Source organism: Hyphomonas sp. J20-32 (assembly GCF_055808555.1).
Window position 1 is genome coordinate 1357099 of sequence record NZ_CM147873.1, and the last position, 21700, is coordinate 1378798.

Genomic DNA, 21700 nt, shown 5'->3' on the forward strand with positions numbered 1-21700 from the left:
TTATTGCCCTCCGCGGGGTTTGGGCTGGGTTCGTTCCAGCGGCAGGTAGGGAACGGCGCCTGAGTCCTGATCGAGGATCAGCTTGTCGGAGCGTTCCAGCACCCGTTCCATGGTTTCAAGGTACATGCGTTCGCGCGTCACGCGCGGGGCCTTGCGATACTCGGTATAGATCTGCTCGAAGCGTGAGGCTTCACCTTGCGCGTCGGCCAGGACCTGATCGCGATAGGCTTCCGCTTCCTGCAGGATACGCTGGCCGGTACCGCGGGCTTGCGGGACAACTTCATTGGCGAACTGGGTTGCCTGGTTGATATTTGTCTCGGCGTCCTGTTCGGCGACGTTCACGTCGTTGAAGGCCTCGATCACCTGCTTTGGTGGATCCGACCGGTCGATCGTGACGGCCAGGATTTCGATACCGGCGCGGTAATCGTTCAGCAGCGCCTGGACCTGTTTGGCCACTTCCTGCTGCACGACGTCGCGTTCGGTCGTGATCACGCTTTGCAGGCGTGTTTTGCCGACCACTTCGCGCATCACCGATTCGGCAACCTGCTCGACAGCCTCTGAGGGCTGCTTGACGTTGAGGATGAAGTTTTCCGGGTGCTCGGAATCCACTTTCCAGAAGACCGAGAACTGGATGTCGACGATATTCTCGTCCTGCGTCAGCATCAGGCTCTCTTCGAGATTTTTGCCGATCTTGGTTTCCTTGCGATTCTCGACCTCCACCAGAACGTGCTCCTCGATGGGGGCAGGCAGGTGGAAATGCAGGCCGGGGCCGAAATTCGTCTGCCATTTGCCGAAACGGAATACGGCCGCCTGCTGCGTCGGATCGACCATGACCACACTGGTCGAGAGCCAGCCCAGAACGGCAATACCAATCAGAACGACGAAGCCGAGCGGACCGAAATTCGGGCCGCCGCCGCCGCGACGACGTCCGCCGCCACCACCGCCACCGCCTGAACGCTTGCGGAATCGCTCCTGCATGCGCTTCATCTGTTGTTCGAGGTCGCCATTGCCGGAGCCGCCGCCAGGGCGCGTCCAGGGCGAGCCGCCCTCCTTACTGGACTCATCGTCCGATCCGCCGCCCCATGGGCCGCTGGATTTAGTCTTGTCATCCCAGGGCATAGCCCCTCCTGTTTTGCTTTGTAGGCTTCTATATAGGTCTTTGAGTGATATGTGCATGCCTCTTTCAGGGCATCAAGGACGCAGGGGTCTCTACGAGTGTTTGGTTCAAAGGAAAAATCCCGCCGGAAACTGGCCGGTCAGGTCCGTGATGCGCTTGGCGCACCGGATTGGCTGGAGTCGGTCGACGTGGATGAAACGGGCCGGGTTATCCTCGTGTTGCTGGCCGATCCAACCGATACGGCGGGAGCTGAGGCACGCCGGATCGAAGCCGAAGGACGGGCTGAACTTGTCGCTGGCGTACATGCCGTAACGAGTATTCTGACAGCGCAGAAGGCACTGCCAAAAGTGAAGCTGGAGCCGGCCCCGCGCCGGGTATCAAAGGGTGCGCGCCTCTCGGATGAGGCGATGCAACAAGGCGCGCCGACACAGGCTTCCGCCATTCCGCCCATTCCCGGGATAGCGCGCATCCTGGTGGTGGCGAGCGCCAAGGGCGGGGTCGGCAAGTCGACCGTTGCGGTGAACCTTGCTGCGGCCATGGCCAGGACGGGCATGAAAGTCGGCCTGCTCGATGCCGATGTCTATGGACCGTCGATCCCCACCATGCTGGGCATGCAGGAGGCGCAGCCCGCGACAGCTGAATCGAAGAAACTGGTGCCGGTCAGTGCGCATGGCATGAAGACCCTGTCGATTGGCTACCTGTCGGATCCGGACGCCCCGATGATCTGGCGCGGGCCGATTGTCATGTCGGCAATCACGCAGATGCTGAATGATGCCGAATGGGGCGAACTGGACGTTCTGGTCATCGATACACCGCCCGGTACGGGGGATGCACAGCTGGCGATTGCGCAGCGCGTGCCGGTGACAGCGGCAATCATTGTCACCACGCCGCAGGAAGTCGCTCTCGCGGATGTGCGGCGCGGCGCCGCCATGTTCACCAAGACAGCCGTGCCCGTGCTCGGCATTGTCGAGACGATGAGCTGGTTCGAAGACCCTGCAGGCAATCGCCATCACCTGATGGGCGAGGGCGGCGGTGCGGCGATGGCGCAGGCATTGGGCCTGCCATTGCTGGGCCAGATCCCCATGCTGCAGGCCATACGTGAAGGAGGCGACACCGGGATGCCTGCCGCGCTGGTCGAGGGTGAGCCTGCCCGCATCTTTCACGCATTGGCGCGCACCGTGGCCGTCGGCCTCGATACGCTGGAGACCAAGCCTGCTCCCGAGATCGTCTTCGAGGACTGACGCGGTCAGGCGTTGAAGTTCAGCACGAGGCCCGGTTCCGGCCAGCGGCACTTGACCAATTGGCCCGTGCTGGACAGCGTCAGGTAGGCGTCCTTCATGTCGTCTCCGCCAAACGCGATATTGGTGACTAGCATGTCAGGGAAGGCCGTGTGGCTGAAATCGCCCTGCGGCGTGATCGTGGTGATGCCGCCATTCAGGATTGTGGCGACGCAGACATTGCCGGCCGCCGTCATGGCGAGACTGTCAAAATATTGCAGGCCCGGCATCGTCGCAACGACACGGCCGCCATTGAAGGGCGAGGCGGGCTTGATTTCGCCGGGCGCGGCCAGGTCGAAGGCCCACATGCGACCGGTCATCGTGTCGGCCATGAACACCGTCTGTTCATCCGGCGAGAGGCCGACGCCATTGGGTGAGGAATAATGGAAATCGAGTTCCTTCGCCTCGGACGCACCCTTGGCGAGGAAAAACAGGCCGCCGAAATCGCGGTGGCGCGAATAGGTCTTGCCGTGGTCGGTGAAATAGAGGTTCCCGGCCTTGTCGAAGACAAGGTCATTGGGGCCTTTCAGCGGATGGCCGTCGACCGTGTCGAGCACGCGCTCGACCTTGCCGGTTGAAAGGTCGATCCGCTCGATCCGTCCACCGGAATAGTCATCCGGGCAATTGCCGGGGATCAGCAGGCCATCGACTTCGTGATAGAGGAAACCGCCATTATTACAGCACCATAGTGCGCCGTCGGGGCCGATGGCGAGGCCGTTGGGGCCGCCGCCTGGGGTCGCAATGGTTTCGGATTTTCCACCGCCCCAGTGGCGTGAGATGGCACCCTTCTGGATTTCGACGATGATGATGCTGCCGTCGGACATGACGACGGGGCCTTCGGGAAAGCCGAGTCCGCTGGCCAAGAGTTCGAAATCCATGCGCGTTCCTCCTTGTTTTGGAGGCACATTAGGTGCGCCGCAGGGTACCGGCAACGGGTTCCGCGAGGGGAGCGAAAGGGGGCGGTAAGGGTGTGGGAAGGGGGTCGGGCGGGTATCAGGCGTCCGCGTTGGCCGGACTGGAAGCGTGGACCCGTTCGAGCTTGCGGATGGTGAAGGCGTGGTCGTTGCCTTTGCTGATCTCGAAATGCTCGGCAGTCTCTTCGTGCCATTCAGATTCAGCGAGCACCGGGAAATGAGCGTCGCCTTCCGGAGCCGCATCGACTTCGGTGACATAGACAAGGTCTGCCAGCGGCAGGGCGAGCTGGTAGATCGCTTCGCCGCCGATCACGAAGACTTCGCGCTTGCCTTCACGTGCGGCGATGGCCTTGGCCGCGTTCACGGCGGGTGAAAAGCTGGAATAGACCCGCGCGCCGGGCGCGTCATAGGTCCAGTCGCGGGTCATCACGATATTCTCGCGGTCAGGCAAAGGACGTTTCGGGAGGCTCTCCCAGGTCTTTCGACCCATGATGACCGGATTTCCCAATGTGACTTTCTTGAAAAACATCAGGTCGCTCTTCAGGCGCCATGGCAATTGCCCGGCCGCGCCGATCACATTGTTGCGGCCGCGGGCCACGATGAGACTGAGTTTTACGTCACTATGCATGGTGGGACGGGCAACCCTTCTGGAAGTTCGTTGTCACGCGGCGTTTCTGCCTAGCCTTGTTAAGCATGTGGAACACATTGTTTTGGGGTCGAAGCAACCGGATTTGTCAGCTATGCGTGACGAACCGCAACATGGGGTTCAGGCGTGATCAATTCGTTTATATCAATCATTTCCAACGGTAATCCCGGTCAGTTCGTTCAGGTAGTGGTTGCGCTGGCGCTGACATTCACCGCGATTTACATGCTCAAGGGACGTGCCTGGGCCTTGATGTATGTCGCTTTGATACCTTTTTTGAACTGGTCGTTCGGCGTGATTCCGGAATTCCAGATTGTCGAGAAAAGCGCCACATGGACCCAGGGGATTTCACTGCACCCGATGACAATGGTGACCGGCATGGTGTTCGTGATCCGCGACTTCGTGCAGCGCGAAATGGGCCACCGCGTGCTGGCTGTCATGGCGATGGCCGTGGCCTGGTCCTTCTATTATGCTTGGCCGGTCATCGCGCTGGCGAGCGGCATTGCCTTTGCGATTTCCGAAGGCGTCGACTGGCTGATGTTCACGTTCACGAAGTACCGGCTGTCGACGCGGATCCTGTTGTCGAGTGCGTTTGCAGCGCCTGTTGACACGACCGTGTTCCTATATGGCGCTGACCTGGCCAAGCAGATCGAGTTCGGCGCCGAGCCCGGCAATTCCCTGCATGTCGCCAACTGGATCGTGTTCGTGATCGGCAAGATGGTGGGCGCCGTGATTGTGTCGACGATCATCCGGCGACGGGAAGACCTCGGCCTGGTGGACCCGGCCGAGGCCTGAACCGTCAGGCGGCGTCCTGGTCGAGAAGGCCCATCCGGCATTTCATGCCTGCGAGGCCCGCGCCGACCAGGGGAGCGACGAGGAACAGCCAGAGCTGTGACATGGCCGGTCCGCCGGCAAACAGCGCCGGACCGAAACTGCGCGCCGGATTGACGGATACGCCGGTCACCTGGATGCCGACGATGTGGATTGCGGTCAGCGTCAGGCCAATCGACAGGCCTGCCATGGCAGTCGGGGCGCCCGTCTGCGTCGACCCGAGGATCACCACCAGGAACAGGAAGGTTGCAACAATCTCAAAAACGATTGCTGCTGCCAGGCTGTATTCGCCGAGATAACCGGGACCCCAGCCGTTCTGGCCAAGGCCGTTGATGGCGACGTCATAGTCAGCCTTGCCGCTGGCAATGAGGAAGAGGATGCCGGCACCGATCGTGGCGCCGATGAATTGCGCGACCCAATAGGTCAGCATCGTCTTGCCATCCATGCGCCCGGCGATGAAGGCGCCGAAGCTGACGGCCGGATTGACGTGGCATCCCGAGATCGGGCCGATGCCATAGGCCATTGCCACGATGGCAAGACCAAAGGCGAAAGCGATGCCGAGTTGTCCGACTTGCTCTCCGGCAAGTACGGCGGCGCCACAGCCGAACAGGACAAGGGTGAGTGTGCCGACAAGCTCGGCGGCAAAGATTTTCATGGTTTTCCCTCCCAGAAAATGACGGCTGCATGCCGTTGGGGAAGAAATTTGCGCCAGTTCGGCGCTTTGAGCAATTGACACGCAGGGCCCGGGCGATAAAAGAAGGAGACGTTATTCTATAACATTAACAGGTTTCCTCCCATGAAATACCTGCTTGCTGCTGCGGCTGTCGCGCCGCTTGTCGCCGGAATGGCGACTGCCCAAGACCACGCCGAGGACGAAGTTCGCATTGAGCAAACCGTCATCGTCACCCTGCCCGGACCGCAACGGACGGCAGGCGAACTGGTCAGCAATGTGGCTGCGCTCGACCGCAAGGAGATTGTCGAGGCCCTCGCCTCGACTCTGGGCGACACGCTGGATCGCCAACCCGGTGTCGCGTCCACCGCGTTCGGGCAGGGCGCGAGCCGGCCTGTCCTGCGCGGCCTCGGCGCCGAGCGTGTCCAGGTCCTGACCAATGGAATCGGTGTGATCGATGTGTCCGCCGCGAGCCCTGATCACCAGGTGGCCGCTGACGGCATCGATGCGCAAAAGGTCGAAATACTGCGCGGTCCGGCGGCCCTGGTTTATGGCGGACAGGCCATTGGCGGCGTGGTCAACGTGATTGACGGCCTGATCATGGAAGACCTGCCGAAAAGAGCATTTGCCGGCGAAGCCTATGCCGCAACCAACAGTGTCAATGACGGCACCGAGGGCGGCGCGCGGGTTCAGGCGGTTAACGGACCGGTCGTGGCCACGCTGACCGCGTCGACACGCGACTTCGGCAATTACGACATTCCGGTGCCGGCCGAGTCCGGGCGGTCGCGAGCGCTGACAGGTGATCCGGCCGGACCGGACGGCGAGTTGCCGAATTCGTTCGTGCAGACCCAATCCGTCGCAGGCGGCCTGTCCTGGATCGGCGAGACGGGATTTCTCGGCGCTGCCGTGCGCCAGCAGGGTTCCCAGTACGGGCTGCCGCTCGAAGAGACCGCCTTCATCGATCTCACGCAGACTCGCTACGACATTCGCGGCGGGCTGAACGTGGACAATGGTTTCCTCACGAAAGTCACAGCTGCCGGTTCGGTGGCCGATTATGAGCATACCGAGTTCGAGGCCCCCGGAGAGCCCGGTACCATCTTCAAGACCAATGGCTTTGAAGGGCGCATCGAAGCCGGGCACGTTTTGGGCCCGCTGGAAGGCGAGGCGGGTATCCAATATGCTGACAGTTCGCTCGACGCGATTGGCGACGAAGCATTCATCTCGCCGACTGACACGACGAGTTTCGGTGTCTTCCTCTACGAGACCCAGGACTTCGACACTGGCCTTGGTATCGAGGGCGGTATTCGCGCAGAGCGGGTCGACCTCGACAATGAGGTCGCCGGCAAGGCGCGTTTCGACCTGATCAGCGCGTCAGCCGGCATTCACCAACACTGGGCATCCGGTTGGTTCCTCGGGGCACAGGCGTCCTGGGCCGAGCGCGCGCCGAACCAGAGCGAGCTGTTTGCCGACGGGCCACACCTCGCCACGGAACAATACGAAGTGGGCGACAGGACGCTCGGCAAGGAACGCGGCCTGAACCTCGAAGGCAGCGCACGTTGGGAGAGCGATATCGCAAGCTTCGGCGTCACCGTCTTCCTCACAGACTTTGCCGACTTCATCTATCTTGCCCCGACAGGCGCCGTACTGGACGACCTGCCTGTGTTCAATTTCGAGCAGCAGGACGCGCGCTTCACGGGCGGCGAAGTCTTTGCCGAATACCAATGGCTGGAAGGCCCGTTCCGGGCAGACTGGAAATTCGACGCCGGGCTGGATCTTGTGACCGCCGAATTCGATGACGGCAGCGACGTGCCGTATGTGCCGCCCGTAACGCTGAATGCCGGGGCCGAAGCCGACTGGGGCGCCCTTGCGCTGGGTGTGAAATTGACCTGGGCCGGCGATCAGGATTCCCCCGGCACGGCCCTGCTGCCGACCGACGGCTATGTCACCGCCGACGTGCATGCCGATCTCGATATTGCGCGCTATGGAGCGGGCCGCGAGGGCACGAAATTGTTTATCGAGGCACGGAATATCGGTGACGCGGAAGTGCGCGCGGCGACGTCTGTCCTGAAGGACCGTGTGCCGATGCCCGGATGCAACATCCGTGCGGGCATCCGTTTCCTTTTCTAGGCGGGGCTAGACCGCGACCGGTGCCTTGATATGGGCATGGGGCGTGTAGTTCTCGACCTTGAAGTCTCCATACTCCCAGCCGAACAGGTCTGTCTTGTCAGGGTTCAAGGTGATGGAGGGCAGGGGACGCGGCTCCCGGCTGAGCTGCAGTTTCGCCTGCTCGACATGGTTCAGGTAGAGGTGCGCATCCCCGAACGTGTGGACGAACTCCCCGGCCTCAAGGCCGGTTGCGCGCGCCATCATCAGCGTTAACAGGGCATAGGATGCGATGTTGAACGGTACGCCGAGGAAGATGTCGGCCGAACGCTGGTATAGCTGGCAGTTCAGCTTGCCGTCCATGACATTGAACTGGAACAGGCAGTGGCAGGGTGGCAGGGCCATGTCATTCACGTCGGCCGGATTCCAGGCCGAAACGATCAGGCGGCGGGAGTTCGGATTGGTGCGGATTTCATCAAGGACCCACTGGATCTGGTCGATCACACGGCCATCCGGCGCAGCCCAGCTGCGCCACTGCTTGCCATAAACAGGCCCGAGATCGCCGTTCTCATCGGCCCAGTCATCCCAGATCGAGACGCCGTTATCCTTAAGATAGCGGATATTCGTGTCGCCCTTCAGAAACCAAAGCAGTTCGATGATGATCGAGCGCAGGTGGAGTTTCTTGGTCGTAACCATGGGAAACCCGTCTGCGAGATCAAAGCGAATCTGGCGGCCAAACACGGCCTTTGTGCCGGTTCCAGTGCGATCTGACCGCTCGGAACCATGTTCCAGAATGTCTGACAGGAGGTCGAGATACTGTCTCATGCGGGCCTCGTTTGCGCGATTCGTTAGCCAGAATCATTAACACGATCTTGCAGGAGATAACCAATTTTCCGCGCAGGCCCGAACCAAATTGAATGAATCTTATGAAATATATGGTGCTTGTATCTACGACCAATCCAGAGGGGGGGAGGTACAGCACGATGAAAAATCTTGTCCAAGGCCTGACCAGTCGCTGGCGTACCGATACGCGGGGCAATGCCGCGATCATCTTTGCGCTGTCCGTTATTCCGATCCTCTCGATCGTCGGCGTTGCCGTCGACACGCAGATGACCCTGACCCAGAAAAACAAGGTCCAGGCCGTCGTCGACAGCGCAGTGATCTTCGGCGCGCGCGCCATGCAGGAAGGCGCAAGCCGCGAGGAAGTCGCCAAGGACGTCAATGCCTACGTGAAGGCCCTGCTGAAACAGCAAAGTGCCTCGCTCGACTGCGCGGGTATCTCCCTCGAATACGAGGACGATTCCCAGGATATCAATGCATCGATCTTTTGCTCGCAGCCTACAACGCTGTCGAACCTCTTTGGCCAGAGCAAAATGGACTTTCGCGTCGGGTCCGGTTCGACCTATGGCATCGGCAAGGTTGAAGTTGCCTTCGTGTTCGACGTCTCGGGTTCGATGGGTAATAGCGGCAAGATGGACGACCTGAAGGTCGCGGCTCTTGAGGCTGTCGAGACATTGCTGCCGCCAGCGTACGATACTGCCAAGTCGGATGACGTGCGTCTTGCGATGACGAGCTATGACACAATGGTCAATGCGGGTGGTTATTTCAAAGCCGTCACGAATGAAAACAAGACGCGAACCTACACCGCCACCTACGACAAGGAGACGAATGTCTGCCTCAGGTGGCGTCGTGGCAGGTGCAGGGAATACGAAACGGTTCCGGCGCTGACCACCAAGACGATCACGAATACGTGCGTCAAGGAACGCGTTGGTTCGCATGCGTTCACGGACGAGGATCCAGGCCCGGGCGCATGGCTCGAAGCTGCCGAAGCGTATTATGACAGGTCCAGAGACCGCTGGACGGAGGAAACCTGCAACAATATCGGCCCGCTTCCGTTGACGGACAATCGGGGAAACCTGAGGGCTTATATCGCCCGATTGAACGATTTCCGCAGCACGGCCGGCCATATGGGTGTGGCCTGGGGCTGGTACCTGATCGATCCCAAATGGGATAGCGTCTGGCCGTCTGCGTCCAAGCCGTTGCCCTATGACGAGCCCGACGCGGCCAAGGCGATCATCATGATGACGGATGGTGAGTTCAACTCTTATTTCTCGAGCGGACAGGGCAATTCGTTCGATCAGGCCAAGAAGCTCTGCGATGCCGCAAAGCTCGAGCACATCGTCATCTATACGGTGGCGTTCCAGGCGCCGGCACAAGGTCAGGAAATCCTGAATTATTGCGCCACGAGTGCCGACCACGCTTTCAGTCCGGAAGATGGCCAGCAGCTGAAGGACGCCTACCTGATGATCGCCCAATCGATCTCTGATCTTCGGATCACGTACTAGAGCGGCGGAGATCGAGGTGAATCCCATGACATACATTTATTGGCATAGCGTTTTGTTCTGAACTGGAGACAAAGTTGAAGCGCGCTGTTGTGAATTTCTGTTCTATTCGTTGGCGTGCCGATACTGGCGGCAATATCGCCATCATCTTTGCCCTGGCGCTCATCCCGATCCTGGCGATCGTGGGTGTGGCCATCGACACCCAGATGACACTGACCCAGAAGAACAAGGTCCAGGCCGTCATCGACAGTGCGGTGATCTTCGGCGCACGCGCCATGCAGGAAGGCTCAAGCCGCGAAGACGTCGCAAAAGATGTCGACGCCTATGTGTCGGCCCTGCTGAAGCAACAGAGCGCAAGCCTCGATTGCACGAGCGTCGCGCTCGAATACAAGGATGACGCACAGGATATCAATGCGTCGATCTTCTGTTCCCAGCCGACCACATTGTCGAACGTGATCGGCCAGCGGAAGATGGACTTCCGGGTTCGTTCCGGATCGACTTACGGTATCGGCAAGGTCGATGTGGCCTTCGTGTTCGACGTCTCGGGCTCGATGGGAAATAATGGCAAGATGGCCGACCTGAAGATCGCGGCCAAGGACGCCATCGATGCGCTGCTGCCGGCGACATACGATACGGCGAAGCTGGACGACGTTCGGCTCGCCATGACCTCTTATGACACGATGGTCAATGCCGGCAGCTACTTCAAGGCTGTGACGAACAAGAACGTCACGCGCTCCTATACCGTCAATTACAACAAGACGACGAAAGTCTGTATTGCCTACAAGAGCAATGGGCAGTGCAAGACGTACAAGGACGTCGTGACCCCCATGGTCGCGACGAAAACGATCACCAACAAGTGCGTGAAGGAGCGCATCGGTGCAAATGCATTCACGGATGCTGCGCCGGGCGCGAATGCGTGGATCGAGGCGGCTGAGGCCAAGTTCAACACGTCGACCGAGAAGTGGAGCGAAGAAACCTGCAACAGTATCGGGCCGCTTCCGCTGACTGACAGTCGGTCAGACCTGAAGGCCTATGTGAACGGCCTGAACGATTTTGGCGGCACGGCCGGGCACATGGGTGTTGCCTGGGGCTGGTACCTGATCGATCCGAAGTGGGAAAACATCTGGCCGACGGCGTCCAGGCCCCTGGACTATGACGAACCGGATTCCGCCAAGGCCCTGATCATGATGACGGACGGCGAGTTCAACTCGTACTTCTCAAGCGGCCAGGGAGATTCGTTTGCGCAGGCCAAGGCAATCTGCGATGCCGCAAAGGCCGAGCATGTCGTCATCTACACGGTCGCTTTCCAGGCCCCCAAGGAAGGCCAGGACATCCTGAACTATTGTGCCACGAGTGCGGGCCACGCGTTCAAGCCGGAAAATGGCCAGCAATTGAAGGACGCTTACAAGCTGATCGCCAAGTCCATCTCCGACCTGCGGATCACCTATTAGAGAAATGGCTCCCCCGGTTCGCTGACAACACGCTGCTGCCTGGTTAATCGGGTCTTGCTGCAATCTGGCGAACTGGGGAAGCCGATCTAACGGTGCAAAAAGCAATGTCGTTCATCCTCGTATCCAGGACCCACCCGAAGGACCGTTGACGAGGCGAATATCATGCCCAGTAGCTCAAACGACGCAATTGTCGGCCGCTATGGCACGGACAAGCGCGGGAATGTTGCGGTCGTCGCAGCTATCGCCATCCTGCCAATCCTGGCCATTGCGGGCATTGCGATCGATGTGCAGGCGACGCTGACCGAAAAGAACAAGGTACAGGCTGTCATCGACAGCGCGGTGATCGCAGGTTCCAAGGCGATGCAGGCCGGCAGTTCGCAGGAGCAGATCAGAACGCTCGTGCATGATTATGTCGAGGCGCTTGTGAGTGTGCAGGGCGGTGGCCTGAGTTGTGCGGACCCGGAACTCACTTTCCTGGACGGGACGCAAGACATCGAGGCGGAGATCCGCTGTGCGCAGGCGACGACGTTGACCCAGTTGCTGCATCGCGACAAACTGTATTTCCAGGTCCGGTCCGGCACGACCTATGGTATCGGCAATGTCGATGTGGCGTTCATTTTCGACGTCTCCGGATCAATGAATTCCGACAACCGGCTGGACAATCTCAAGACATCGGCAAAAATCGCGTTTGACGAATTGCTGCCCGATGGCCGCGAACTCGACGGCACGATCCGGGTTGCCCTGACCACATACAATACGAACGTCAATGCGGGGGACTATTTCGACGACGTGACACGAAAGATCACGCTGGGCACCGACGCGGCGTCTGGCAGCAATTCGGCGGAAAGCCGGTACAATAACTATAACAACCGGGTACTGATAGACCAGTCCACCGGCAAGCGGTTCTTCTATTACGAACAGGCCAATTGCAGCTCGAACTGCTACTACAGCAGCAACTGGACCATCACGCCGAAGCGGCGCTGGTTCGAGACGAATATCGGCGACAATACCTGCGTTTCCGAGAGAGTCGGCGCGAATGCGTTCACCGATGAGGCGGGCGGAACGGGCGCCGAGGATTCCATGATTGCGGGCAACCCGCTGTGGAACTGGAACACGAGCAACAATAACAAGAAGAATGGCGCCTATGAAATCGAGTATGGTGGCGCCAACTCGTCCAAGGGCGCCTTCGACGTGTCGCCGACCAAGTGCGAAAACTCCTCGCCACTTCCGCTCACTGAAAACAAGGCGGCGCTGAAGGCATATGTTGACGACCTGCACGCGGGCGGAGGCACCGCTGGGCATCTCGGCATTGCATGGGGCTGGTACCTGATCTCGCCCAACTGGAATTCGCTCTGGCCGACGGCTTCACATCCGTGGCCATGGGACGAGCCGGACACGGCCAAGGCGATCATCCTGATGACGGACGGCGAGTTCAACCGGACCCACCCGTCCATTTCCGAAAGCTCGATCGAGCTGGCAATGGAATTCTGTGACGCGATGAAAGAACAGCCGTACAATGTGCAGATCTATACGGTCGGCTTCCAGGTTCCGGGTAATGTCGCGACGACACCGGGCGGAGAGACAATCCTGGACTATTGCGCGACCGATGCAGGCCACGCGTTCACGCCGTCCAATGGCGAGGAGCTGACGGACGCGTATACGGCAATCGCTCAATCGATCTCTGATTTGCGCATCACGCGCTAGGATCGCCCGCCGATGGGCATGGCCATGAGGCTGAAACCGATGAACATAGGCAAGATATTCAAAACCTGGCGCCTGTCGCAGCGCGGCAATGTTGCCATCATGTGTGCCCTGTTCGTGCCAGCGGTGCTGGCGCTGGGTGGTGTGGCCGTCGATTTCCAGTACACGGTCCGGCAGAAGAACAAGGTCCAGTACGCGCTCGATTCAGCCGTGCTGGCCGGCGCGTTGTTGCGCCAGGGCGGTGGCACAGAAGAAGCCGTCAGGGAGGACGTCAAGCGCTACACGGCGGCGCTTGTCGAAGAGCAGGGCGGACAGATCGTCTGCTCTCCCGTGACGGTGTCGTTCAATCCGGACAACAAGGACATTCACGGCGTGATCTCCTGCGACCAGCCGACCTTCATTTCCGACCTGATGGGGTTCGAAAAGATCTCTTTCGGCGTTGCGTCGACATCGACCTATGCCATTGGCAAGGCGGACGTAGCCTTCGTGTTCGACGTGTCCGGTTCAATGAACAGCCAGAACAGGCTCAGCCTGCTGAAGTCGGCCGCCGAAGTGGCCTTCGATGAATTGCTGCCCGATGATGCGCCCGATACGGGTTCGGTGCGCCTGGCGATCACCACCTACAATAACGCCGTGAACGCTGGCGCCTATTTCGACAGTGTCACGCGGCTCCAGAACTCTTGCGGCTGAAGGTTCCAATTCGGCAGCGCAAAGCAACTACGACACCTATAACGGCGCACGCATGATCGACGCGGCCACGGGCAAACGGTTCTTCTACTATGAGCAGGAAAACTGCCCGGGCGGGAATTGTACCGGCGACTGGAACGCTGCCCGCCGTCCTATCGAGAACGCGAACATTGCCGACACGTGCGTTTATGAGCGCACGGGCGGCGATGCGGCGACCGATGCCGCGCCTGGGTCTCTCCGCTGGATTGGCGCAGGTAATCCGCGCTGGAACTGGTCGACCGGAAATTACAACAAGCGCAACGGCCAGCAGGAAATCGAATCCGGCGGTGGGAATTCGTCCAAGGGCGCCTACAACATGAGTTATGCGGGCTGTCGCGCCTCCGGGCCCGTGCCGCTCACCGACGACAAGGCGGCCCTCAAGGCCCACGTGCAGGCCCTCACAGCCAATGGCGGCACAGCCGGCCATATCGGCCTCGCCTGGGGCTGGTACCTTGTCTCACCCAACTGGTCGGCGATCTGGCCGACAGCGTCCGAGCCGCTGCCCTACAATACCAAACAGGTCGTCAAGGCCGTCATCCTGATGACGGACGGCGACTTCAACACCAACCACCCCACGGCGACAAAGAGCTCTTTCCGTCAGGCGCAAGACCTGTGTGACACGATGAAAGCGTCACCGTCGAAGATCCAAGTCTATACAGTTGGCTTCCAGGTGCCCAGCAGCGTGCAGAAGACAGGCGATGGGCGGACCATTCTTGAGTATTGCGCGACAAGCCCGGCCTATGCGTTCAGTGCGGCGAACGGCGACGAGCTGACTGCTGCTTATCAGTCGATCGCGCGGTCGATCACGCAATTGCGGATCAAGCAGTAGGGCCAGCCTGGCGCGCGGGTGCGGGCACCAGTGGATACGACATGGCGACGTCGCAGCGTTCATACCGCTTGCCGTGGGAATCCAGAATGTCCGGGTCATGCGTGAAGCCGAACTTCTCGTAGAGGTGGATGGCCGCCGCGCACTTGCGGTTGGTCAGCAGGTAAAGGCTGTCCATTTCCATCTGCCGCGCGCGCTCGAGGGCGGCGGCGAGCAGGAACTCGCCTGACTTGCGCCCGCGGGCGGACTTGAGGACGCCCATCTTGGTCAGTTCGAAACGGCCATCGCCCATCGGCATCAGCGCGCAGGTGCCGACAATGCCGAGACCGCCGGTCGAGACGAACAGGACCGCGCCGCCCTTGTCCACGATCAGTTCGCGTGGATTGGACAGGATGTTCCGGTCATTGTCTTCCAGCACGAACATCTCGGAAATCCATTCCTCGTTGATCCGGTAGAAGGTGTCGGCAAGACTGTCGGTATATTCCACGATGGCATGTCCGTCGGCGGCCCGCTCTGACAGGGATTTGGTGTCGAAGGCGGCTTCGAGCCGGTCGATCTGCGCCAGCAGGTCGGTATCGGGACCTGCGGCGAGTTCCTCCGCTGCCCGGGCGACATGCGGCCAGACATCCTGTTTCATGCGGGCGACGGCGTCGCCCCCGGCCGGGGTCAACGATATGGATTTCTGGCGTCGGTCGGTGTCCGACACGGTTGTCTCGGCAAGGCCGAGATCGACCAGGCCGACCAGGCTGCGCGTGACGGCGGGCTGGCTGACGCCCAGCGCGGATACCGCTTCGCTGACCGTCAACGGCCCATACCGGTCGAGGGCCGCGAGCAGGGGGAAGTGGCTCGGCTGGGTAACAAAGCAATTCTGTTCGAAAATCAGTGATGCGTCTGCCTGCAGCCGTTCGGCCAGCCGTTTCAGGCGGCTTCCCAGGGCGAGGTATCCAAGGTCTTGCAATATGTCGGGCATGACGCACCCCCCCCAATATACATAACATGCTATGTATATTGGTTTGCCTGTCAATATGATTGTGGGAAAATTCCCGCGCGCGGCGTAAAGGCCTTTAATCGGGAGCGCATGTCACCTATATAGAACCTGTCTTCGGACTATGGCGATAAACGCGCGTGTAATAAGCGGTTCGGACCCGGGGGCGGTACCCGGCGGCTCCACCAAAAGCAGGTTCAGGCGTTTCACCTTCGCCTGTTTCTGACGGGGCCGAAATAGGATCGACGGACGTGTAAAGACGATGCCTTCGCCGGATTGGGCCCCCTCAGAAGCCCAAATCAACATAGTTGCAAATGACAACTTTGCTGAAGGTGAACTGCTCGCAGCGTAAGCTGTGCGCGGATTACCGCTTTAACTCCTAGGGATTCAGCTCCCTAGGCGGGGCCCGGAGGCGCCTGGCAACAGAAGCCTCCACTTTTCTCCTATTTGCGGTAATCGAGCGGCGGGTCCCGGTCGCCCAGCAGCGATGTGTATTCGTAATCCTCGCCGCGTGCCGCGTCGAATTCGGCGCGGGCTGCCTTGCGCAATTTCGGGTTCTCGTAAAGCTCGATAGCGGCGAGCGTCAGCGTCTTGGCCGCCACCTGCGCGCCCTTGTAGCCGATCGACATGCCGCTGGCGGCAACGGCCTGCCAGCTATGGGCGGCGGTGCCGGGCACCCATGTTGCCGCGCGCAGGCCGACGGTCGGCACGGCGAAGGACACATCACCCACATCCGTTGAGCCATAACCAAGCGAGACTTCGAAAGGCTGCACCTCTTTCTCGCTGCCCAGGGGCAGGTCGGGTTTGGCGAAGCTCTTGTAGATTTCCTCAGCGAAGGCTTTTTCTTCGGCATTGTAGTCCACGCCGCCGACCTGTCGCAGCTTGGCATCCATCATCTTGGCGAGCGTTTCGTTGACCAGAAGCGGATTGTTGCCGTGGATCACTTCCCATTCGACACGCGTACCTGTGCCCATCGCCGCGCCGCGCGCCGCGTCTTCCATACGTGCCCATATTTCCTTCACGCCCTCGGCGCTCGGGTGGCGCGCATAGTAGAAGACTTCAGCAAAGTCCGGCACCACGTTCGGGGCGACGCCGCCCGATGTAATGACATAGTGGATGCGTGCATCCTGCGGCACGTGTTCGTGCATCATGTTGACCATGTAGTTGAACGATTCCACGCCATCGAGGGCCGAGCGCCCGCGTTCCGGGGCCCCGGCTGCATGGGCCGATACGCCATAGAAGCGGAACTTGGCCGAGCGGTTGGCGAGCGAGGTTTGCGCGGCGGCGGAATTCTGGTCGTCGCCATGCCAGTGCAAGGCGATATCGACATCGTCGAACAGGCCCTCGCGCACCATGTAGACCTTGCCGCTGCCCCCTTCTTCAGCGGGCGTGCCGTACAGCCGGATCGTGCCCGGCGTACCGGTCTGTTCCAGCCAGTCGCGGATGGCCAGCGCGGCACCGACAGAGCCCGCGCCGAACAGGTTGTGGCCGCAGGCATGACCCGCAGTTTTGCCGTCGATGGGGGAGCGGCTGGCGCTGGCGTCCTGATTGATGCCCGGCAGGGCATCGAATTCGGCGAGCACGGCAATTACCGGGCCGCCCGAGCCATAGCTGGCGATGAAGGCCGTGGGGATGCCGGCAACACCGGCTTCCACCGTAAAGCCTGCCTCGCTCAGCTTGGACTGCAGCAGGCCGGAGGATTTTTCTTCCTGGTAACCGACCTCGGCCCAGTCCCAGATCTGCTGTGCCAGGGCGGCGGTGTCGTCATAGCGCGCATCGATACTGTCCAGCACCGCCGTGTCGCTTGGCGTCTGGGCGTGGACGCAGGCGGTGAGGGCGAGGGCGGCGAGACTGGTCGTGATAAGGCGCATGGAAGGTCTCCGGATGGCTGGGGCTTCCCGGAGACTGCATCAAGGTGTCACTGCGAACAAGGCATGCCGCAGGGAGCCGCCGATTGTCAGTCGATCGGCGGCACCGGTTGTGGCGGCGTGTCCGGATCGAGTTCGTGAATTTCCACCGCTCCGCGTCCGAGATGGCTGTGGTTGCGGCTGTAGAGGAAATAGATCGCGAGGCCGACAGTCCCCCAGACAGGCAGGACCATCTTCGCGACCAGGGGCAGGTTGAGGTAGAGGCCCAGGCACCCCGCCGCCGCAATGGGCGCAATGATCCAGACCAGTGGCGTGCGGAACGGCCGGTGCCGGCCAGGGTCGGTCCGCCGCAGGATCATGACGGCGAGCGCCACCATGAAAAAGGCAAACAGCGTGCCCGAGTTGGAAATGTCGGCCAGCTGGCCAACCGGGAAGAACGCACCCGCAATCGCAACGCAGATGCCGGTGAAGATCGTCATCTTCCATGGCGTGCGGTACTTGGGATGGACGTCTGCCAGGCTTTCCGGCAACAGGCCGTCGCGCGCCATGACGAAAAAGATGCGCGTCTGGCCGTAGATCATCATCAGGATTACGGAGGGCAGGGCGATCGAGGCGGCAAGGCCGACAAGGTTGCCGATCAGCGGGAAATTGATCAGCCGCAGCGTCTCGGCGAGGGCTTCCTTGGAACAGACGATGGGCGCTGCGCCCTGCGCCGACAACTCGGCACAGCGATTGGCGAATCCTACGCCGTCCGGCGACAAGACCATGCCGGCCGCATCGCGGACCGGCTGCGCGCCGACGGTTCCGACAACGCCAGCTGCGACGAGCAGGTAGAATATCGTACAGATCGCCAATGAACCGATCAGGCCGATCGGCACATTGCGCTGGGGATTCTTGGTCTCTTCGGCTGCGGTCGATACGGCGTCAAAACCGACATAGGCGAAGAAGATCGATGCTGCTGCACCAATCACGCCCAATCCGTCATGCCCCAGAATTCCCGTCGGCAGGAGGGGCGAAAAATTCTCTCCCTTCAGCAGCGGCAGGCTGAGCGCAATGAATGCCGTCAGTGCCACGACCTTGATGGCCACCAGAACGGCATTGACCGAGGCGCTTTCGCTCGTGCCGAGGACCAGCAGCCAGGTGACGGCGCCAGCGACGATGATGGCGGGCAGGTTGATCACGCCATGGCTGAAATCCACTGTCGGCACGAAACCGCTCAGGCCCCATGCCGGTCCGCTACTCAGGAAATCGGGTAATCCCATCCCGGTCGTATCGTGTATCAATCCCATCACGTAGCCCGACCAGCCGACACAGACGGCAGAGGCGGCAACGGCATATTCAAGGATCAGGGCCCACCCGACCATCCAGGCCAGAAGTTCGCCCAGAACCGCATAGGTATATGTATAAGCCGAGCCTGATACCGGCACCATGGAGGCGAGTTCGGAATAGCAGAGCGCTGCAACGGCGCAGACGAACCCGGCAATCACGAATGAAAACATCATCCCTGGGCCGGCCTTCTGGGCGGCGGCAGCCGTCAGCACGAAAATACCCGTGCCGATAATCGCGCCGATGCCGAGCATGGTCAGCTGGAAGGCACCCAGCGAACGATGAAGCGATTTTTTTTCAGCTGTGGCCAGAATGGCGTCGAGCGATTTCACCCGGTCAAAAATCATGTCTGGAAATCTTTCCGGCGAAATGCCGATCACCAGAGGATAGAGCCAATTTACGGTCGCACAAGAACGATTCTTCTGGCGTCAGCTATACCGGGCTTCCACCTTCGGCCCGGCCTTGCCGCCGGCGACGGTGGACAGGCTCGCTTCGAGGTCTGCCAGATAGGCATCGGCAACATCGGCATGCTTGGGTGACAGCATCAGGTGCAGGCTGGGCGGCTCCTTGGTGACCGATGTGAACCAGCCACGCCGGTAGATTTCGCCATAGATCGCAAAGGCGTGGTGGTCCGGGTGACGGAAGGCCATCAGGCCGAGCATCGGATTGCCGAGCACCTCGAAGCCGAGGCGCTTGACCCCCTCTTCGATCCGCTCGCGCGTGGCGCAAACCAGGCCCTGTTTCTCGCGATAGCCCGCAACGCCGAGCGTGTTCATCACCGCCCATGCGGCAGAGATCGCCCCGCCGGGGCGCGTACCGGCAAGCGTCGGTGTCTTCATCGGCGCGCCGGACCAGCCGGCCATGTCGAAGGGCATGTACTGGTAGAGTTCCTCGGAGCGGAACAGCACGGTCGAGGCGCCCTTGGCGCAATAGCCATACTTGTGCAGGTCGGCGCTCATCGAGTGGACCTGCGGCACCTCGAAATCGAAAGGCGGCACCGGCACGCCGTTCATGCGGGCGAAGGGCGCGAAATAGCCGCCGACGCAGGCATCGACATGCAGCCAGACATTCTTCTTCTCAGCGACTTCGCCGAGCGCGGCAATCGGGTCGATGATGCCGTGCGGAAAGCTCGGCGCCGAGCCGACCATCATGATCGTTGCAGCGTCGCAGGCTGCGCCCATCGCGTCCGGGTCGGCTTCATACGAGCCGTCCGTCTTCAACGGCACGCGGCGGATCTCGATATCCATCAGGTGAGCCGCCTTGTCGAAGGCGAGGTGGGCCGACTGGGCGAGCACGATGTTTGCGCCCTCGCGCGGCATGCCTTTGGCACGGGCATGATCGCGCGCGGTCTTGATCGCCATCGTGATCGAATCGGTGCCGCCCGAGGTCATGGCCCCGGTTGCGCCTTCCGGCCCGTGCAACAGGCCGAGGCCCATGGCGATGACTTCCTTCTCCATCTGCGCCAGGCTCGGGAAGGCGAGGGGGCCGAGCCCGTTCTCGGCCATGTAGAGTCCATAGGCTTCATGCTGGATGCGCGAGATGTCTTCACCGGCATTGAAGACATAGACGGCCGTGCGGCCATCGCGCCAGGCTGCATCGCCGCCCCCGCGCGCAATCATCTCGGCTTTGACCTCGTTCCAGTCGCGTCCCTGATCCGGCATCTGCATCGCCCGTGTCCCTCCCTCGTGACGGCATGTTTTTGCAGCGAGACTATACGCAGGTCGGTGTCATGGCCAGCGTCCGGGACGCAGGCTCCGCGCTGCTTGCACTATTGCAGAACGCGCGTCCCTCACCTCTCCGATGAGGCGACAAGGCGAGGTGTAAAATATTCCTCGCCTGCCGTGCGAAGCCCGTTGCGGGCAGATGGCACCGCGCATAGTGTATGCAAAGATAACCAACAATCACGATTGAGGGCGATACGGCGAACATGACGGACTACATCGGATATGACGCGCTCACCCAGGCTGCCATGCGCGGCGTCGTTCGCGAATCGCTGAAGCGCGCGCTCGCGAATGGCGGACTGCCGGGCGACCACCATTTCTACATCACGTTCCGCACCAAGGCGCCGGGCGTGAAGGTCGCCGACTATCTGATCGAGCGCTTCCCGGAAGACATGACGATTGTCGTGCAGCACCAGTTCTGGGACCTCGAAGTCAACGAGGGCCATTTCGAGATCATCCTGAAATTCTCCGGCGTGCCGCAGCACCTGTTCGTGCCCTATGCCGCCATCACGCGTTTCGTCGATCCGTCCGTGAATTTCGGCCTGACCTTCGAGAACACCAACAAGGACGAGGCCGTCATCGCGCCCGCTGCCGCTTTCGAAGCCCCGGCGCAGGATACTGCTCCCGCCGAAGAAGGCACGGTCGTCAATCTCGACGCCTTCCGGCGCAAATAGGCCGCCGGGATCTTGGCAGAGACAGACAAGCCCCGCATCAGCGACGCTGACATGCTGGCCCGCTTCCAGGGCTCGAAGAAACGGCCGCCCTGTTCCGACACGCTCGGGATGACGCTGGCCGAAGTCGAGCAGGATGCGATGCGCATCCGCATGGATTTCGACGTGCCGCAAATGTTCGCCAATCCCACGGGCGCCGTGCAGGGCGGATTCATTTCCGCCATGCTCGACGAAGCCATGAGCACCTGCGTCATCATCGCGTCGAACGTCACGATGACCGCGCCGACACTGGAAATGAAGACCAGCTTCCTGCGCCGCCTGATGCCGGGCCCGGCCCATGTCGAGGCCCGTATCCTGAAGCTCGGCAGGTCGGCTGCTTTCATGGAAGCCGAATGTTTCGGCCCGAAAGGTGAACTGGTCGCCAAGGCGACGGCCACGGCCATCCCGATGCCGTTCAAGCGGCTGGGCTGACGCAACGGCACCAACGCCAAGTTCGCCAGCTTGTGGTATTCTCCGGAAAACAAGAAT

General features: G+C 60.9%; 19 protein-coding genes and 1 other RNA gene. 11 read left to right on the forward strand and 9 right to left on the reverse strand.

Features of this window, described 5'->3' with window-relative positions; translation table 11 throughout:
* The gene (gene hflK, locus AC0L7I_RS06810; RefSeq protein WP_473398796.1) at positions 1-1119 is read right to left on the reverse strand and encodes an FtsH protease activity modulator HflK; all 1119 of its coding nucleotides are present in this window, start codon (positions 1117-1119) and stop codon (positions 1-3) included.
* A gap of 96 nt (positions 1120-1215) precedes the next feature.
* On the opposite strand from hflK, the gene AC0L7I_RS06815 reads away from it, so the two are divergent.
* Positions 1216-2358 carry an Mrp/NBP35 family ATP-binding protein gene (locus AC0L7I_RS06815; protein WP_473398797.1) on the forward strand — a complete coding sequence of 381 codons (1143 nt, stop codon included), beginning with the start codon at positions 1216-1218 and terminating at the stop codon, positions 2356-2358.
* Positions 2359-2363: 5 nt separating this feature from the next.
* On the opposite strand, the gene AC0L7I_RS06820 is transcribed toward AC0L7I_RS06815, so the two are convergent.
* Positions 2364-3272, reverse strand: coding sequence for an SMP-30/gluconolactonase/LRE family protein (locus AC0L7I_RS06820; protein ID WP_473398798.1), 909 nt, complete (start codon positions 3270-3272; stop codon positions 2364-2366).
* Between the two features lie 115 nt (positions 3273-3387).
* Entirely contained in the window at positions 3388-3936 is a 549-nt protein-coding gene (locus AC0L7I_RS06825) for a dihydrofolate reductase (RefSeq protein ID WP_473398799.1), read from the reverse strand.
* Between the two features lie 144 nt (positions 3937-4080).
* Between AC0L7I_RS06825 and AC0L7I_RS06830 the strand changes: the two genes are divergently transcribed.
* Positions 4081-4746, forward strand: coding sequence for a hypothetical protein (locus AC0L7I_RS06830; RefSeq protein WP_473398800.1), 666 nt, complete (start codon positions 4081-4083; stop codon positions 4744-4746).
* A gap of 4 nt (positions 4747-4750) precedes the next feature.
* Here AC0L7I_RS06830 and AC0L7I_RS06835 read toward each other — a convergent pair whose 3' ends face one another.
* Positions 4751-5437: an aquaporin gene (locus tag AC0L7I_RS06835; protein ID WP_473398801.1), complete on the reverse strand. Its 687-nt coding sequence runs from the start codon at positions 5435-5437 to the stop codon at positions 4751-4753.
* A 141-nt stretch (positions 5438-5578) separates the two neighbouring features.
* Between AC0L7I_RS06835 and AC0L7I_RS06840 the strand changes: the two genes are divergently transcribed.
* The gene (locus AC0L7I_RS06840) at positions 5579-7579 is read left to right on the forward strand and encodes a TonB-dependent receptor (RefSeq protein ID WP_473398802.1); all 2001 of its coding nucleotides are present in this window, start codon (positions 5579-5581) and stop codon (positions 7577-7579) included.
* Positions 7580-7585: 6 nt separating this feature from the next.
* On the opposite strand, the gene AC0L7I_RS06845 is transcribed toward AC0L7I_RS06840, so the two are convergent.
* Positions 7586-8380, reverse strand: coding sequence for a thymidylate synthase (locus AC0L7I_RS06845; protein ID WP_473398803.1), 795 nt, complete (start codon positions 8378-8380; stop codon positions 7586-7588).
* A 158-nt stretch (positions 8381-8538) separates the two neighbouring features.
* Between AC0L7I_RS06845 and AC0L7I_RS06850 the strand changes: the two genes are divergently transcribed.
* The 5 genes from AC0L7I_RS06850 (at position 8539) to AC0L7I_RS06870 (ending at position 14604) form a co-directional block, all read left to right on the forward strand.
* Complete coding sequence (locus tag AC0L7I_RS06850; protein ID WP_473398804.1) at positions 8539-9900, forward strand: TadE/TadG family type IV pilus assembly protein; 1362 nt, start codon at positions 8539-8541, stop codon at positions 9898-9900.
* Positions 9901-9974: 74 nt separating this feature from the next.
* Positions 9975-11348 (forward strand): vWA domain-containing protein, encoded by a 1374-nt coding sequence (locus AC0L7I_RS06855; protein WP_473398805.1) that lies wholly within the window; start codon positions 9975-9977, stop codon positions 11346-11348.
* Between the two features lie 162 nt (positions 11349-11510).
* Complete coding sequence (locus AC0L7I_RS06860; RefSeq protein ID WP_473398806.1) at positions 11511-13052, forward strand: TadE/TadG family type IV pilus assembly protein; 1542 nt, start codon at positions 11511-11513, stop codon at positions 13050-13052.
* 12 nt (positions 13053-13064) lie between these two features.
* The gene (locus tag AC0L7I_RS06865) at positions 13065-13739 is read left to right on the forward strand and encodes a TadE/TadG family type IV pilus assembly protein (protein WP_473398807.1); all 675 of its coding nucleotides are present in this window, start codon (positions 13065-13067) and stop codon (positions 13737-13739) included.
* 52 nt (positions 13740-13791) lie between these two features.
* Complete coding sequence (locus AC0L7I_RS06870; RefSeq protein ID WP_473398808.1) at positions 13792-14604, forward strand: vWA domain-containing protein; 813 nt, start codon at positions 13792-13794, stop codon at positions 14602-14604.
* On the opposite strand, the gene AC0L7I_RS06875 is transcribed toward AC0L7I_RS06870, so the two are convergent.
* Positions 14594-15571 carry a bifunctional helix-turn-helix transcriptional regulator/GNAT family N-acetyltransferase gene (locus tag AC0L7I_RS06875; protein WP_473398809.1) on the reverse strand — a complete coding sequence of 326 codons (978 nt, stop codon included), beginning with the start codon at positions 15569-15571 and terminating at the stop codon, positions 14594-14596. The two genes, AC0L7I_RS06870 and AC0L7I_RS06875, sit on opposite strands and share 11 nt — an antisense overlap.
* Before the next feature lie 89 nt (positions 15572-15660).
* On the opposite strand from AC0L7I_RS06875, the gene ssrA reads away from it, so the two are divergent.
* Positions 15661-16023, forward strand: a transfer-messenger RNA (tmRNA) gene (gene ssrA / locus AC0L7I_RS06880).
* A 6-nt stretch (positions 16024-16029) separates the two neighbouring features.
* On the opposite strand, the gene AC0L7I_RS06885 is transcribed toward ssrA, so the two are convergent.
* The 3 genes from AC0L7I_RS06885 to AC0L7I_RS06895 form a co-directional block, all read right to left on the reverse strand.
* A complete protein-coding gene (locus tag AC0L7I_RS06885) occupies positions 16030-17457 on the reverse strand; it encodes an amidohydrolase (RefSeq protein WP_473398810.1) in 1428 nt (475 codons plus the stop codon).
* 86 nt (positions 17458-17543) lie between these two features.
* Positions 17544-19127 (reverse strand): amino acid permease, encoded by a 1584-nt coding sequence (locus AC0L7I_RS06890; RefSeq protein WP_473398811.1) that lies wholly within the window; start codon positions 19125-19127, stop codon positions 17544-17546.
* Positions 19128-19208: 81 nt separating this feature from the next.
* Positions 19209-20447: a pyridoxal phosphate-dependent decarboxylase family protein gene (locus AC0L7I_RS06895; RefSeq protein WP_473398812.1), complete on the reverse strand. Its 1239-nt coding sequence runs from the start codon at positions 20445-20447 to the stop codon at positions 19209-19211.
* 260 nt (positions 20448-20707) lie between these two features.
* On the opposite strand from AC0L7I_RS06895, the gene AC0L7I_RS06900 reads away from it, so the two are divergent.
* Positions 20708-21175 (forward strand): SspB family protein, encoded by a 468-nt coding sequence (locus AC0L7I_RS06900; RefSeq protein WP_473398813.1) that lies wholly within the window; start codon positions 20708-20710, stop codon positions 21173-21175.
* A gap of 12 nt (positions 21176-21187) precedes the next feature.
* Positions 21188-21643, forward strand: coding sequence for a PaaI family thioesterase (locus AC0L7I_RS06905; RefSeq protein WP_473398814.1), 456 nt, complete (start codon positions 21188-21190; stop codon positions 21641-21643).
* Positions 21644-21700: the final 57 nt, after the last annotated feature.

What these genes read in the sequence shown, in the direction of transcription:
- hflK (WP_473398796.1), bottom strand. Translation starts at nt 1,119, where the DNA reads ATGCCCTGGGATGACAAGACTAAATCCAGCGGCCCATGGGGCGGCGGA.
- AC0L7I_RS06820 (WP_473398798.1), bottom strand. Translation starts at nt 3,272, where the DNA reads ATGGATTTCGAACTCTTGGCCAGCGGACTCGGCTTTCCCGAAGGCCCC.
- AC0L7I_RS06825 (WP_473398799.1), bottom strand. Translation starts at nt 3,936, where the DNA reads ATGCATAGTGACGTAAAACTCAGTCTCATCGTGGCCCGCGGCCGCAAC.
- AC0L7I_RS06835 (WP_473398801.1), bottom strand. Translation starts at nt 5,437, where the DNA reads ATGAAAATCTTTGCCGCCGAGCTTGTCGGCACACTCACCCTTGTCCTG.
- AC0L7I_RS06840 (WP_473398802.1), top strand. Translation starts at nt 5,579, where the DNA reads ATGAAATACCTGCTTGCTGCTGCGGCTGTCGCGCCGCTTGTCGCCGGA.
- AC0L7I_RS06845 (WP_473398803.1), bottom strand. Translation starts at nt 8,380, where the DNA reads ATGAGACAGTATCTCGACCTCCTGTCAGACATTCTGGAACATGGTTCC.
- AC0L7I_RS06850 (WP_473398804.1), top strand. Translation starts at nt 8,539, where the DNA reads ATGAAAAATCTTGTCCAAGGCCTGACCAGTCGCTGGCGTACCGATACG.
- AC0L7I_RS06860 (WP_473398806.1), top strand. Translation starts at nt 11,511, where the DNA reads ATGCCCAGTAGCTCAAACGACGCAATTGTCGGCCGCTATGGCACGGAC.
- AC0L7I_RS06865 (WP_473398807.1), top strand. Translation starts at nt 13,065, where the DNA reads ATGGGCATGGCCATGAGGCTGAAACCGATGAACATAGGCAAGATATTC.
- AC0L7I_RS06870 (WP_473398808.1), top strand. Translation starts at nt 13,792, where the DNA reads ATGATCGACGCGGCCACGGGCAAACGGTTCTTCTACTATGAGCAGGAA.
- AC0L7I_RS06875 (WP_473398809.1), bottom strand. Translation starts at nt 15,571, where the DNA reads ATGCCCGACATATTGCAAGACCTTGGATACCTCGCCCTGGGAAGCCGC.
- AC0L7I_RS06885 (WP_473398810.1), bottom strand. Translation starts at nt 17,457, where the DNA reads ATGCGCCTTATCACGACCAGTCTCGCCGCCCTCGCCCTCACCGCCTGC.
- AC0L7I_RS06890 (WP_473398811.1), bottom strand. Translation starts at nt 19,127, where the DNA reads ATGATTTTTGACCGGGTGAAATCGCTCGACGCCATTCTGGCCACAGCT.
- AC0L7I_RS06895 (WP_473398812.1), bottom strand. Translation starts at nt 20,447, where the DNA reads ATGCAGATGCCGGATCAGGGACGCGACTGGAACGAGGTCAAAGCCGAG.
- AC0L7I_RS06900 (WP_473398813.1), top strand. Translation starts at nt 20,708, where the DNA reads ATGACGGACTACATCGGATATGACGCGCTCACCCAGGCTGCCATGCGC.